At 65.9% G+C, this 14,000-nt stretch carries 12 protein-coding genes; 9 read left to right on the forward strand and 3 right to left on the reverse strand.

Translation table 11 applies throughout. The features are described 5' to 3' along the window. Positions 1-16: 16 nt before the first annotated feature. The 3 genes from CXY78_RS08605 to CXY78_RS08615 are packed head-to-tail and all read left to right on the forward strand — an operon-like array spanning position 17 to position 2,326. The gene (locus tag CXY78_RS08605) at positions 17-1,402 is read left to right on the forward strand and encodes a TrkH family potassium uptake protein (protein WP_233197458.1); all 1,386 of its coding nucleotides are present in this window, start codon (positions 17-19) and stop codon (positions 1,400-1,402) included. Beyond that, on the forward strand, positions 1,395-2,093 hold the full coding sequence (locus tag CXY78_RS08610; RefSeq protein ID WP_233197457.1) for a TrkA family potassium uptake protein: 699 nt from the start codon (positions 1,395-1,397) through the stop codon (positions 2,091-2,093). The genes CXY78_RS08605 and CXY78_RS08610 overlap by 8 nt, the downstream gene beginning before the upstream one ends. Beyond that, complete coding sequence (locus CXY78_RS08615; protein WP_104088987.1) at positions 2,090-2,326, forward strand: ferrous iron transport protein A; 237 nt, start codon at positions 2,090-2,092, stop codon at positions 2,324-2,326. Before CXY78_RS08610 ends, CXY78_RS08615 begins: the two co-directional genes overlap by 4 nt. On the opposite strand, the gene CXY78_RS08620 is transcribed toward CXY78_RS08615, so the two are convergent. Genes CXY78_RS08620 through pdhA form a run of 3 tightly spaced genes read right to left on the reverse strand, consistent with a single transcriptional unit; the run spans position 2,323 to position 5,723 of the window. Further along, positions 2,323-3,618, reverse strand: a complete 1,296-nt coding sequence (locus CXY78_RS08620; RefSeq protein WP_104088988.1) for a dihydrolipoamide acetyltransferase family protein — start codon at positions 3,616-3,618, stop codon at positions 2,323-2,325. The two genes, CXY78_RS08615 and CXY78_RS08620, sit on opposite strands and share 4 nt — an antisense overlap. 9 nt (positions 3,619-3,627) lie before the next feature. Then, positions 3,628-4,650 (reverse strand): alpha-ketoacid dehydrogenase subunit beta, encoded by a 1,023-nt coding sequence (locus CXY78_RS08625; RefSeq protein WP_233206134.1) that lies wholly within the window; start codon positions 4,648-4,650, stop codon positions 3,628-3,630. Continuing rightward, a complete protein-coding gene (pdhA, locus tag CXY78_RS08630) occupies positions 4,647-5,723 on the reverse strand; it encodes a pyruvate dehydrogenase (acetyl-transferring) E1 component subunit alpha (protein WP_092340351.1) in 1,077 nt (358 codons plus the stop codon). Before pdhA ends, CXY78_RS08625 begins: the two co-directional genes overlap by 4 nt. Before the next feature lie 152 nt (positions 5,724-5,875). On the opposite strand from pdhA, the gene CXY78_RS08635 reads away from it, so the two are divergent. From CXY78_RS08635 to CXY78_RS08660, 6 genes are all read left to right on the forward strand, one after another. Continuing rightward, complete coding sequence (locus CXY78_RS08635; protein WP_158253292.1) at positions 5,876-6,583, forward strand: metalloregulator ArsR/SmtB family transcription factor; 708 nt, start codon at positions 5,876-5,878, stop codon at positions 6,581-6,583. 105 nt (positions 6,584-6,688) lie between these two features. Further along, positions 6,689-10,444, forward strand: coding sequence for a nitrate reductase subunit alpha (locus tag CXY78_RS08640; protein ID WP_104088991.1), 3,756 nt, complete (start codon positions 6,689-6,691; stop codon positions 10,442-10,444). Continuing rightward, a complete protein-coding gene (narH, locus tag CXY78_RS08645; RefSeq protein ID WP_092340348.1) occupies positions 10,444-12,111 on the forward strand; it encodes a nitrate reductase subunit beta in 1,668 nt (555 codons plus the stop codon). The genes CXY78_RS08640 and narH overlap by 1 nt, the downstream gene beginning before the upstream one ends. Then, on the forward strand, positions 12,108-12,848 hold the full coding sequence (gene narJ, locus CXY78_RS08650) for a nitrate reductase molybdenum cofactor assembly chaperone (protein ID WP_233206135.1): 741 nt from the start codon (positions 12,108-12,110) through the stop codon (positions 12,846-12,848). Before narH ends, narJ begins: the two co-directional genes overlap by 4 nt. Continuing rightward, positions 12,845-13,603, forward strand: a complete 759-nt coding sequence (gene narI / locus CXY78_RS08655; RefSeq protein ID WP_092340347.1) for a respiratory nitrate reductase subunit gamma — start codon at positions 12,845-12,847, stop codon at positions 13,601-13,603. The genes narJ and narI overlap by 4 nt, the downstream gene beginning before the upstream one ends. 9 nt (positions 13,604-13,612) lie before the next feature. Beyond that, positions 13,613-13,966 (forward strand): DUF488 domain-containing protein, encoded by a 354-nt coding sequence (locus CXY78_RS08660; RefSeq protein WP_092340346.1) that lies wholly within the window; start codon positions 13,613-13,615, stop codon positions 13,964-13,966. Positions 13,967-14,000 lie beyond the last annotated feature (34 nt).

A 14,000-nucleotide genomic window follows, 5' to 3' on the forward strand; every position in this document is an offset into this window, starting at 1 on the left:
GCGTAGAGTTGGCTGCGTGCACTCACGGGCCGTCCGCGAACGCGGCAATACAACGAAGCGGCACCGGCTGCATCCGGCGCAAGTCGTCGTTTCGGGCTTCGCCCTGACCATTCTCGGTGGTACGGCGCTGCTGATGCTGCCCAACGCCAAGGTCGGACCGGGCGGGGCCTCGTTTCTCGAGGCGCTGTTCACCGCGACGAGCGCGGTCTGCGTCACCGGGCTGACCGTCGTTGATACCGCGGTGTACTGGACGCCGTTCGGTCAGATCGTCATTCTGCTGCTGATTCAGATCGGCGGGTTCGGGATCATGTCGTTCGCCTCGGTGGTGGGTCTGGCGATCGCCCGCAAGCTCTCCCTCCGATCGCGCATCACGGCGGCTGCCGAAACCAAAAGCGTCGGGCTCGAAGACGTGAAGGGGCTCGTCTTCGGCGTCGTACGCATCTCACTCGCGATTGAACTCACCGTGGCCGTAGTGCTCGCGCTGCGGTTCATGCTTGGCTATGACGAGCCCGTGGGTCGGGCCATCTGGCTGGGCGTGTTCCACTCGGTGTCGAGCTTCAATAACGCCGGCTTCGCCCTGTTCAGCGACAATCTCATGGGCTACGCAACGGATGCCTGGATCTGCCTGCCGATCTGCGCCGCCGTCATTCTCGGTGGCCTTGGCTTTCCGGTGATCGTGCAGTTGACGCGGCAGTTGCGCACGCGTCCGTTCAGCTGGTCCATTCGCACCTGGACCATGAACACCCGCATCGTCCTCGCCGGCACGATCGCACTGCTCGTTCTCGGAACGGTATATATAACCGCGGTTGAATGGTCGAATCCGAATACGCTCGGTCCGCTGGACTGGTCGGGCAAGTTGCTGGCCGGCTTCTTTCAGGCGGTGCAGACTCGTACTGCGGGATTCAACAGCGTCGACATTGGTCAGCTGGACTCCGCGAGCCTGCTCGGCATGGACATTCTGATGTTGGTCGGTGGGGGCCCGGCCGGAACCGCTGGCGGGATCAAGATCACGACCTTCGCCGTGCTGTTCTTCATTCTGTGGACCGAGGTGCGCGGCCAGGTGGCCGTGAACGTGTTCGGCAAGCGGCTCTCGCGGGCGGTGCACCGGGAGGCCATCACGATCGTCCTGCTCGCCGTCGGCGTCATCATCGCGGCCACCGCGGCACTCATGCTCATGACGGATATTTCCATGGATGCGCTGCTGTTCGAGACCATCAGCGCCTTCGCAACCGTGGGACTGTCCACCGGCATTACTGCGGGGTTGCCGTGGGAGGGGCAGATCATTTTGATTCTGCTCATGTTCATCGGTCGGCTCGGACCCATCACCTTCGCCTCGGCCATTGCTCTGCGCGAGCGGCGTTCTACCTATGAGTACCCCAAAGAAAGGCCGATCATTGGCTAAATATTCGATGTTCGGGCATCGCGACCCTTCCCGCCTGGCCGAGGCTGAGTCGGTCGTCGTCATCGGGCTGGGCCGGTTCGGCAGCGCCCTGGCCCTCGAGCTCATGAAGAGCGGCACCGAGGTGCTCGGCATCGACGGCGACGAAGAGGTCGTGCAGCTGCACAACCGCCTGCTCACCCACGTGGTGCGCGCCGATTCGACCAAGGAGGCGACCCTGCGGGAGCTCTCGGTGCCGGACTTCTCCAGCGTGGTCGTGGCGATCGGCGGCGACATCCAGGCGAATATTCTCACCGCCTCGTTGCTGCTCAAGCTGGGCATTCCCAACATCTGGGCCAAGGCGGTCAGCGACCCGCACGGGGAGATCCTCACCCAGCTCGGCGTCAACCACGTCATCTACCCGGAGAAGGACATGGGGCAGCGGGTCGCCCACCTGGTGCGCGGCGCTATGCAGGACTACATCGAGATCGGCGAGAACTTCGCGCTGGTCAAGACAGCGCCGCCGCGCGCGCTGATCGGCGTGCCCCTCGGCCAGGCCAAGGTGCGTGCGCGCTACGGCATCACCGTCACGGCGTTTCACCGGCCCGGCGCGGGCTGGAGCTACACCTCGCTCGACACCGTGATCGAAGACGGCGACATCATTCTCATCGCCGGCGAATCGGCGAGGGTCGAAGAGTACAGCCTCATGCGATGACCTCCCCCGTCGCCTTTCTAGCGGATTCCCCGCTCGGCACCAGGGTCGTCGTGCGCACCCGCATCCCTGGTGGTTACACCGACGCGCTGGGCTTTCTGCGCGGCCGCGGCGCGGCATCCGTTTCGGTGGAGACCAAGCGCGGGCTGGTCACGCTCGCCATGGCCGACGTCGTGGCGGCCAAAGAGGTGCCGCCGGCGCCCGAGCCGCGCGGGAGCCGGGGCGGCCCGCGTTAGAGAACGATGCGCAGCGGTTCCTCAAGCAGCTGGGTCAGGTCGCGCAGGAACGCGGCGGCGACGGCTCCGTCGAGTACCCGGTGGTCTACGGTCAGGGTGATCTTCACCGTGGGCACCGACACGAGCACGCCATCACGAACGGCGGGAACGTCGCTGGCAGCACCGATGGCCAGAATTCCCGCCTCCGGCGGGTTGAGCACGGCGGTGAACGAATCGATCCCGAACATGCCGAGGTTGCTGATCGTGAAGGTGCCGCCCGACATTTGAGCCAGCGACAGACCGCCGGTGCGGGCGAGGCCGGCCAGGGCGCGCGTCTCGGTGGCGATGGCGGCGAGGGACTTCTGGTCGGCGTCGGCGACGACCGGCACCAGCAGGCCGTCATCGGTCGCGACCGCCACGCCGACGTTGACGTGGTTGTGGCGCAGGATGACGCCGTCGCCCCAGGATGCGTTCACCTCGGGGTGTGCGCGGAGCGCGACCGCGCTGGCCCGCACGAACAGGTCGTTCAGGCTGACCTTGGTGCCGAGCGCGGCGAGTGATTCGTTCACCTCGGCGCGGAACGCGACCAGGCGTGCCACATCGACGACGCTGGTGAGGAAGAAGTGCGGCACGGCCTGGCTCTCGGTGAGCCGGCGGGCCGTGACGGCGCGAATGCGGCTGACCGGTACGGAGACCGAGTCGGCCGACACGGCTGCTGGGGCTGGTGCTGCGGCTGGTGCTGCGACGGGACCGACCGGTGCCGTCGAAGCGGATGCTGCGGCCTCCTGCGCGACGATGGCCGTGTCGACGTCGGTGCGGGTGATGCGGCCCTGCGGCCCGGTGCCCGCGATAGTGTGCAGGTCGATGCCGTGCTCGCGGCCGATCTTGCGGGCCAGCGGCGACGTGCGCAGCTCGCCGGTTGACACCGGGGCAGCGGGCGCTGCAGGGGCGGGCGTTGCCGACGCGGGTGCCACGACGGCGGGCGTTGCCGCAGCGGTAACGGCGGCGGCGGGCGCGGCCGGAGCCGCGGCATCCGCTACCGGCGCGGCGGGCGTCGTTGCGCCCTCGACGATGTTGCTGCCGTCACCGATACGGGCGACGGGTGCCCCGATGGGCACGAGGGCGCCGGCGACGACGAGCAGCTGCTCGAGAATGCCGTTATCGAAGGCTTCGAGGTCCATGGTGGCCTTGTCGGTTTCGATCTCGGCGAGTACGTCGCCCTTGTGGATCTCGTCGCCGACCTGCTTCATCCAGCGGCTGAGTTCGCCCTCCTCCATGGTGTCGGAGAGGCGGGGCATGATGACGTCGGGCATGGCCGGCTCCTACTTGTCGTTCGGGGTAGATGAAATGTTGAGAACCTCGCGCACGACCTTGGCAAGGTCGGCTGCGCTGGGCAGCGCGACCTTCTCGAGGGCTTTGGCGTAGGGCAACGGCACCTCGGCGGCGGCGACGCGACGCACGGGGGCGTCGAGAAAATCGAACACGCCCTCGCCGATGGTCGCCGAGATCTCGGCGCCGATGCCGTAGCTGAGCCAGTCGTCTTCGAAGACCACGGCGTGGCCGGTTTTGCGAACGGAGGCGCAGATGGTGTCGCGGTCGAGCGGGCGCAGACTGCGCAGGTCGACGACCTCGATCGAGAGGCCCTCGGCTTCGAGTTGATGCGCCACTTCGAGGGCGGTCGTGGTGCCACGCGAGTAGCTCACGATGGTGAGGTCGGTGCCGGTCGCAACGACGGCGGCCTTGCCGATCTCGGCGACCTGTTCGCCGTCAGGCACTTCGCCCTTCGCGCTGTACAGCGACAGGTTTTCCAGAAAGATCACCGGGTCGTCGTCGCGAATGGCCGCGGTGAGCAGCGCCTTCGCGTCGGCCGGGGTCGATGGGGCGACCACCTTGAGGCCGGGAATGTGCGCGTACCAGACCTCGAGGTTTTGCGAGTGGGTCGCGGCCAGTTGCTGGCCACCGCCGCCGGGCATGCGAATCACCAGCGGAATGGAGACCTGACCGGCGAACATCGACCGCATCTTGGCGGCATGGTTCACGATCTGATCGATCGCGATGAGGCTGAAGTTGATGGTCATAATCTCGACCACCGGCCGCATGCCGAGCATCGCGGCGCCGAGGGCTGCTCCCACGAATCCCTCTTCGGCGATCGGGGCGTCGAGCACCCGCTCGGGTCCGAAGTCTTCGAGCAGCCCGGCGGTGATCTTGTAGGACCCCTCGAACACCCCGATCTCTTCGCCGACCAGAAAGACCTTCTCATCGCGTTCGAGCTCGGCTCGCAGCGTCTCGTTGAGGGCCTGGCGGTAGGTGATCGTGCGGGTTGTTGACTCTACGTTGGTATTCACAGTGCGTCCATAACGGGTTCTCCGGGCAAAGCGGATGGCGCATTCGCCACCGGGGTTGCGTAAACATATTTGAACAGGTCGGCCACGTCGGGTTCAGGGCTCTCGTCGGCGAAAACGACCGCCTCGGAGACGCGCAGGTCGGCGGCCTCGTCGATAGCGGCGGCATCCGCTTCAGTGAGCACGCCGGAAGCGATCAGCTCGGCGCGAAAGCTCGGCACCGGGTCGGACTGCTGGGCGATCGTCGTGTCTTCGGGCGAGCGGTAGCGGGCCGGATCGACCACGGAATGGCCGCGCAGCCGGTAGCACATGACCTCGAGCAGCACCGGCTGACGCTGCTCGCGGGCCTGCTTGAGGGCGTCTCGGGCGGCGTCGCGCACCGCGAGCACGTCGTCGCCGTCGACCCGAATGCCGGGCATACGGTACGACGCGCCGCGCTTGTACAGCTCGGGTTCAGCGGATGCCTTCTCCACCGTCGTTCCCATGCCGAGGCCGTTGTTGACGATCACGTAGACGATCGGCAGCTTCCACAGGCCGGCCAGGTTGAGCGATTCGTGGAACGCGCCGATGTTGGTGGTGCCATCGCCGAGCAGGCACATGACTGCCGCAGCGTCGGGCCCTGCCGTTTCCTGGGTTTTCAAGGCGAGAGCCGCGCCGGTGGCCGGAGGAAGCTGCCCGCCGACGATGCCGTAGCCGCCGAACAGGCGCGTTTCTTCGTCGAACAGGTGCATCGAGCCGCCGCGTCCGCCGGAGACGCCGGTGACTTTGCCGAACAGCTCGGCCATGACGCGTTCGGGGGCAAGGCCGCGGAGCAGCGCGTAGCCGTGGTCGCGGTAGCCGGTGAACAGGTAGTCACGGGCCTCGATGGCAGCCATCAGGCCGACCACGGTGGCTTCTTCGCCGAGGTTCAGGTGGCAGTAACCGCCGATCTTTGCCCGGGCGTACATCTCGCTGGAGCGCAGCTCGAAGGCCCGCACCAGCGACATCCGTTCGTAATAGTCACGCAGGGTGTCAGCGGGTTCACCACCCGTTGACTCGACTACTGCCTTCGGTCGCGTGCGGGCTTTTGCCGCCATGTGGTCCCACTTCCTGCGTGTTTCGTTTGTTAAGACTATTACTTTGTGCTGAATAGTTTCCTTTCTAAGCGGTCAGCGGAAGGATCTACGGGAGAGTTGGGGTGAATTCGAGAATTCTACGGCTGCCCAAAATGGGGGCACATAATGGAGTCATGGCCGCCCAACCCCCGAGTTACAAAACGCTCGCCAGTCTGAGCCGCATGAACCTGCTCTACCAGCTGCAAAGCCGCGGAACGATGACGGTGAATGACCTCGCCGAAGCCGCCGGCCTGCACCCCAACACCGCCCGCGAACACCTCGACCGGCTGATCAACGACGGGTTCGTCACCTGTGCGCCCGAAGCCCGTGACAGCAAGGGTCGCCCGAAGATGCTCTACAGCGCTGCCGGCGGGGTCAGTACCGAGCTCGGGTCTATTCGCGCTCGCAAGATCGAGGCCGCGCAGGAGCGCGCCGACCAGCTGCGACGGATGCTGCCCGTTCTGCCCGTAGGCCAGAGCGCGTTGGCCGGTTGCTCCGGTCCGGCCGCCCAGCGGCAGCTCGATGCCCTCGACGACCATCTCGACCAGGCCGGCTTCGACGCGAGCGTCGCCGCAAGCGGCGAACAGCTCAACCTGCGCGACTGCCCGTACTCCGAGTTGGTCAAGGACCACCCGGAGGTCTGCGGAGTGCACTATCGCCTGATCCAGGGCGTGCTCGAACAGGCCGACGGCCCGCTGCGCGCGATCGGCCTGAACCTCATCGACGCCCCACACCTCTGCGTGATCGACGTTGCTCCCCTTCCCGCTGAACGCGAGAGCGCAAAAAGTGCCCGATTGGACACCTCGAACGGGCACTTTTTGCGCTCTCGCGAACCGGGGTAAAACATTATTACCGGTGGTTTGCGGTTGTCGGCCTCGAAGGCAGCGGCTTAGCTCGTTCTGAGGGTGAGTGCCACTGCGGTATTCCCCGGCAGGCAAGGGGCAGCCGTGAAAACGCGCACAGGAACAACCAGCACCACCAGTAAGCCCGGCACCGACGGCCCGGTCGCCGACTCGCTGATCAAGCTCGGTCGCTTTCTGCGCAGCTCAGAAACTAGCGAAGACCTGCGCAGTGTGTTCAAGACCGGCGGTCGCGGCGCCGATACGTTCTACCGTGACCGCTGGACCCACGACAAAGAGGTGCGCTCGACCCACGGCGTGAACTGCACCGGCAGCTGTTCCTGGAAGGTGTACGTCAAGGACGGCATCATCACCTGGGAAACCCAGCAGACTGACTACCCTAGCGTCGGCCCGGATTCACCCGAATATGAGCCTCGCGGCTGCCCCCGCGGCGCCGCCTTCAGCTGGTACACCTACTCGCCCACCCGGGTGCGCTACCCCTACGTGCGCGGTGTGCTGCTGAACCTGTTCCGCGAGGCCAAGGCCCGTCTCGGCGACCCGGTGCTGGCCTGGGCCGAGATCACCGGCAATCCAGACACCGCCCGCCAGTACAAGAGCGCCCGCGGCCAGGGCGGTCTGGTGCGCGCCAGTTGGGACGAAGCGGCCGAGATCGTCGCCGCCGCCCACGTGCACACCATCAAGCAGTACGGGCCAGACCGGGTCGTCGGCTTCAGCCCGATTCCGGCCATGTCGATCGTGTCGCAGGGCGTTGGCAACCGATTCATCTCGCTGCTCGGCGGCACCATGCTCTCGTTCTACGACTGGTACGCCGACCTGCCGGTGGCGAGCCCGCAGGTGTTCGGCGACCAGACCGACGTGCCGGAATCGGCCGACTGGTGGAACTCCAGCTACCTCATCATGTGGGGCTCCAACGTTCCCGTCACCCGCACCCCCGACGCACACTTCATGGTCGAGGCCCGCTACCGCGGCCAGAAGGTCATCACGGTCTCGCCCGACTACGCCGACAACTCCAAGTTCGCCGACGAGTGGCTGGCCGTGCACCCCGGCACCGACGGCGCCCTCGCCCTGGCCATGGGCCACGTCATTCTGAAAGAGTTCCTGGTCGATCGCCGCACCCCGCGTTTCGCCCGGTACCTGAAAAAGTTCAGCGACTCGTCCTACCTGATCGCCCTCACCCCGCGCCAGGATGCCTGGGTTCCCGGCAAATTTCTGACGGCCGACGCGCTGCCCGGAACCGACGCATCCGTTTCGAGTGCAGCCTTCAAGACAGTGATGCTCGACGAGAACGGCGAGGCGTTCGTGCCGAACGGTTCGATCGGCCACCGGTTCAGCGAGGCCGACAAAGGCAAGTGGAACCTCGACCTCGAGGGCCGCGATCCGCTGCTCTCCATAGCGGATGCCCCGGACTACGACGGTGCATCCGTCGCGATCGACCTGCCCCGCTTTGACATCACGCCGGGTGCTGACAGCGTCGGTGAGCGCCACGCCGGAGCCGCCGGCATCGTGCGCCGCGGCGTGCCGGTGCGCGTCGTCGCCGGTGTGTTAGTGACGACGGTGTTCGACCTGCTGCTCGCGCAGTACGGCGTCGGCCGCCCGGGCCTGCCGGGCGAGTGGCCCACCGGCTACGACGACGCCTCCACCCCCGGCACCCCCGCCTGGCAGGAGGAGATCACCTCCGTGCCGTGGCAGGCCGCCGCCCGCATCGGCCGCGAATTCGCGCAGAACGCTGAGGACTCCGAGGGGCGTTCGATGATTCTGATGGGCGCCGGTACCAATCACTGGTTCCACTCCGACACCATCTACCGCGCCTTTCTCGCGCTCACCACCATGACCGGCTGCCAGGGCGTGAACGGCGGCGGCTGGGCCCACTACGTCGGCCAGGAAAAGGTGCGCCCGCTCACCGGGTACGGCCAGTACGCCTTCGGTCTGGACTGGGTGCGCCCGCCACGCCAGATGATCGGCACCGGCTTCTTCTACCTCGCCACCGACCAGTGGCGCTACGACGGCCTGAGCGCCGACACCCTCGCGAGCCCGCTCGGCACCGGGATCTTCAAGGGACGCACCACCGCGGACACCATGGTCGAATCGGCCAAGCGCGGCTGGATGCCGAGCTACCCCACCTTCAACCGCAACTCGCTCGACCTCGTCGACGACGCCGCGGCCGCGGGCGTAGAGCCCGCCGAATACGTCGTCGACTCGCTGAAGGACGGCTCGCTCGAGTTCTCCTGTGAAGACCCCGACGCCCCCGAGAACTTTCCCCGCGTGCTCGTCGTGTGGCGGGCCAACGTGCTCGGCTCCTCCGGCAAGGGCAACGAGTACTTTCTCAAGCATCTGCTCGGGGCGCCGTCCGCTGTGCGCGCCGTGGAATCGATGCCGGCTCGCCGCCCGAAGACCATGAAATGGCACGAAAGCGCGCCGGAAGGAAAGCTCGACCTGCTCGTCACAAGCGACTTCCGCATGACGTCGACGACGATCTACAGCGATGTCGTGTTGCCGCCGGCCACCTGGTACGAGAAGAATGACCTGTCGACGACGGACATGCATCCGTTCATTCACTCGTTCAACCCCGCGATCGCTCCGCCGTGGCAGGCCAAGACCGACTTCGACATCTTTCACGTGCTCGCCGCGAAGATTTCGGAGATGTCGGTCAAGCACCTCGGCGTGCGCAAAGACCTGGTCGCGGCTCCCCTGCAGCACGACACCCCCGACGGCATGGCCACCCCGCACGGCACCGTGCGCAGCGACCAGCCGCTCATTCCCGGGGTCACCATGCCGAAGCTCGTCGTGGTCGAACGCGACTACCCGGCGTTCGCCGCACAGCTCGGCGCGCTCGGGCCGCTCACCAAAAAGCTCGGAATGGTCACCAAGGGCGTCAAGTTCAACCCCGACGTCGAGGTCGCCTACCTCGGCAAGAAGAACGGTCTCGTGCCGAGCGGACCCGCCGCCGGCCGCCCGCGCCTGTCGACCGCGATCCACGCTTGCGAAATGGTGCTCGCCCTCTCTGGGACCACCAACGGCCGCCTTGGCACGCAGGGTTTTCGGCAGCTCGAGGAACGCACCGGCGTGAAGCTCGCCCAGCTGGCCAGCGACAACGAGGGTCGACGCTTCAGCTACCCGGATGTTCAGGGCGCGCCGGTTCCGGTGCTCACCTCCCCGGAATGGTCGGGCTCAGAGCACGGTGGTCGCCGTTACAGCGCCTTCACCATCAACGTCGAACATTTGAAGCCCTGGCACACCCTCACCGGCCGCCAGCACTTCTACCTCGACCACGACTGGATGATCGAGCTTGGCGAGCAGCTGCCCATCTTTCGGCCGCCGCTCGACATGCACCGCCTGTTCGACGACTCGATCGTCGGCGCCACCAGCAAGACCCCGACCGGTCACGCCGAGGTCGCGGTGCGCTACCTGACGCCGCACTCGAAGTGGTCGATCCACTCCGAATACCAGGACAACCTGCTCATGCTCTCGCTCTCCCGCGGCGGCCCGACCATCTGGATGAGCCCGCAGGACGCCGACAAGATCGGCGTGCGCGACAACGAATGGATCGAGTCGTACAACCGCAACGGTGTCGTCGTGGCGCGGGCTATCGTGTCGCACCGCATGCCGGAGGGGACGGTGTACATGTACCACGCGAAGGATCGCACCATCAACGTGCCGGTCGCCGAAACCAGCGGTATGCGCGGCGGAACCAACAACTCGCTAACGCGCATCCTCTTGAAACCGTCTCATCTGATCGGCGGCTACGCCCAGCTGTCGTTCGCCTTCAACTACCTCGGACCCACCGGGAACCAACGCGACGAGGTCACCGTGATTCGTCGTCGCAGCCAGAAAGTGGACTACTAATGCGTGTCATGGCCCAGATGTCGATGATCATGAACCTCGACAAGTGCATCGGGTGTCACACCTGTTCGGTCACCTGCAAGCAGGTCTGGACCAACCGCACCGGCGTCGAATACGCCTGGTTCAACAACGTAGAGACGCGGCCCGGCATCGGCTACCCGCGCGAATACGAAAACCAGGAGAAGTGGAAGGGCGGCTGGGTGCTGGGTAAGCGCGGCCGCCTGCAGCTCAAGGCCGGCGGGCGGCTGAAGAAGCTCTCGCAGATCTTCAACAACCCCAACCTGCCGCAGATCGACGATTACTACGAGCCGTGGACCTACGACTACGACATGCTCACCACAGCGCCGGCCGGTACGCAGAGCCCGGTCGCGCGCCCGAAGTCGCTGCTTACCGGCCAGAACATGGACATCAAGTGGTCGGGCAACTGGGACGACAACCTCGGCGGCTCGCAGGAAACGGCCGCCCAAGACCCCATTCTCGCCACGATGAGCGAGCACGTGAAGATGGAGTTCGAAGAGACCTTCATGTTCTACCTGCCGCGCATCTGCGAGCACTGCCTCAACCCCGCGTGCGTCGCCGCCTGCCCCTCCGGTGCCATGTACAAGCGTGAAGAAGACGGCATCGTGCTCGTGGACGAAGACGGATGCCGCGGCTGGCGCATGTGCGTCAGCGCCTGCCCCTATAAGAAGGTGTACTTCAATCACAAAACGGGCAAGGCCGAGAAGTGCACGCTCTGCTACCCGTTGATCGAGCAGGGCAAGCCCACCATCTGCTCCGAAACCTGTGTCGGACGTCTGCGTTATCTGGGCCTCATGCTCTACGACGCCGATGCCGTACTCGCAGCAGCCTCGATCGAAAACGATCAGGACCTGCTCGATGCGCAGCGTGCCTGCTTTCTCGACCCGTTCGACCCCGAGGTCATCGCCGCAGCCAAGGCGGAGGGCATGGCCGACGACTGGATCGAAGCGGCTCAGAACAGCCCCATCTACAAGCTCATCTCCGAGTACGAGATCGCCCTGCCGCTGCACCCGGAATACCGCACCATGCCGATGGTCTGGTACATCCCGCCGCTCTCGCCGGTCGTCGACGTGGTCAGCAACTCCGGCAGCGACGGCGAAGACGCCCGCACCCTGTTCGCCGCGATCGACAAGCTGCGCATTCCGGTGGAATACCTCGCCGGACTGTTCTCGGCCGGCGACGTCGTTCCGGTCGAACTGTCACTGCGCAAGCTCGCCGCGATGCGGGCGTATATGCGCGACCTCAACCTCGGTAACGAGCCCGACGAGCGCATCCCGAACGCGGTCGGAATGACCGGGGAGAGCATCCAGGCCATGTATCGCCTGCTCGCGATCGCCAAGTACGAAGACCGCTACGTCATTCCGAAGGCGCACGTGGAGACCGCGCGGGAGCTCGAAGAACTCGGCTGCTCGCTCGACACCGACGGCGGCCCCGGTATGGGCGGGCCGGGCGCTGCCGGGCACAGCGGCCCCTACGGCAACACCGTCGGCATGCCGCTTGGCGCCACGGTCGACAACTACAACGAGATGACCGGGCGCGCCAGCCCGACCGCGCCGACCACTCCGGGCCGGGTCAACCTGCTCAACTGGAACGGTGGTGGGGTGCCCAAGGGCATGTTCCCGCCGGTAGCGGATGCCGGGAGTGCGGCATGAGCACCGCCACCCGTCTCCCCGCGGCACTCGCTGCGCGGGTGAACTTCGGCTTTCGGGCGCCGAAGGTGGCCCCGCGGTTCATCGCCGCCGTGCCGTTGACGGCGGATCAGGGGGTCATCGCGCATATGGCGGCCTCGATTCTGCTGGACTATCCCACTCCGGAGCGGCAGCGGCAGTTTTCACTGGTGCGTTCAGGCGTTGTTGGCCTGCCCGACCCACTGCGGGCCGCGTTCGATGCGTTCTTCACGGGGATCGCCGGCTGGAATGAGCAGCAGCTCGAAACGCACTTCACCGCGACCTTCGACCTGAAACGCAAGTGCTGCCCGTACCTCACCTACTACGCGGCGGGCGATACGCGCCGCCGCGGAATGGCACTCGTGCGATTCGTCGAGGCCTATCGGGCGGCCGGCTGGCAGGTTGACGCCGACGAACTGCCCGACTACCTGCCGATGGTGCTTGAGTTCTCGGCGCTGTCCGACTCGCCAATCGCGCAGGAGCTGCTCGCGGCGCATCGTGACGGCATCGAGGTGCTGCGCTCCGCCCTGGAGAAGGTCGACAGCCCCTACGCCCACCTGGTGGAGGCGGTGTGCCTGTCGCTGCCGCTGATCGACGACGAGACCCGGGAACGCTACCTCAACCTCGTCAACGAGGGGCCGCCGACCGAGACGGTCGGCATGACCTACCTCGGCAATCTGAAACCGTTTTCCGCGCACCCCAACGAGGAAGTCAGCCGATGACCGCCTGGGATTACTTGCTCTGGGTGGCCTTTCCCTACGCCGCCTCTGGCGTGTTCGTGGTGGGGCACCTGCTGCGCTACCGTTACGACCAGTTCGGCTGGACCTCGCGGTCGAGCCAGACCTACGAGAACCGCCTCCTGCGTTGGGGATCGCCCATGTTCCACTACGGCATTCTCATGGTGATCGGCGGGCACGTCGTTGGCCTGTTCATTCCCAAGCCGTGGCTGGAATTCTTCGGCGTGACCGAGCATCTGTACCACCTCGGCGCCACCTGGCTCGGCACTTTCGCGGCCGTGCTCACCGTGGCCGGGCTGACCATCTTGATCTATCGGCGCCGCCTCACCAAACGGGTGCTGCTCGTCACCACCGTGATGGACAAGGTCATGTACGTGTTCCTGGCCAGCACCATCTTGTTCGGCACGACCGCCACCGTGCTCTATCAAATCTTTGGCGGCGGCTACGACTATCGCGGGTCGATCTCCCCGTGGATCCGCTCGCTGTACAGCTTTCAGCCCGACCCCGCGCTCATGAGCGACGTGCCGTTCTTCTTTCAGCTGCACGTACTCACCGCCACGACGCTGTTTCTGCTCTGGCCGTTCACCCGGCTGGTGCACGTGTTCTCGGCGCCGCTCGGCTACCTCGTGCGCCCCTACGTGGTCTACCGCTCGCGCGATGACCCCCGCGGCGCCGGGTCGCGGGCCCCGCGTCGCGGCTGGGAGAAGAGCGAGAGTCCGCTGGAGCGGTTACGAAAGTAACCTGTTCTGATGGTGCGTATAAAGAGAGCTTACGAAGAGGCATCCACTGACGACGGATGCCGGGTGTTGGTTGATCGACTCTGGCCGCGCGGTGTCTCCAAGGAGAGCGCCGACCTTGATGAGTGGTTGAAAGAGGTCGCACCGTCACCGGCGCTCCGCACCTGGTGGAAGCACGACCCGAAGCGCATGGACGAGTTCGCCGTGCGTTACCGCGCTGAACTAGACGGCAATACCGAGACCCAGGCGGCCGTCGTGCAGCTTCGTGCGCTCGCCGCGGCCGGCGTGACGACCTTGATCTACGGAGCCAAGGACCCGCGGGTGAACCATGCGCGGGTGCTCGCCGAATACCTGCAGGAGAAGTAGACACACGAGGTCACATTCCGCTGGAAGGAATACT

It is taken from the genome of Cryobacterium sp. N19, assembly GCF_002929595.1.
GTDB lineage: Bacteria > Actinomycetota > Actinomycetes > Actinomycetales > Microbacteriaceae > Cryobacterium > Cryobacterium flavum.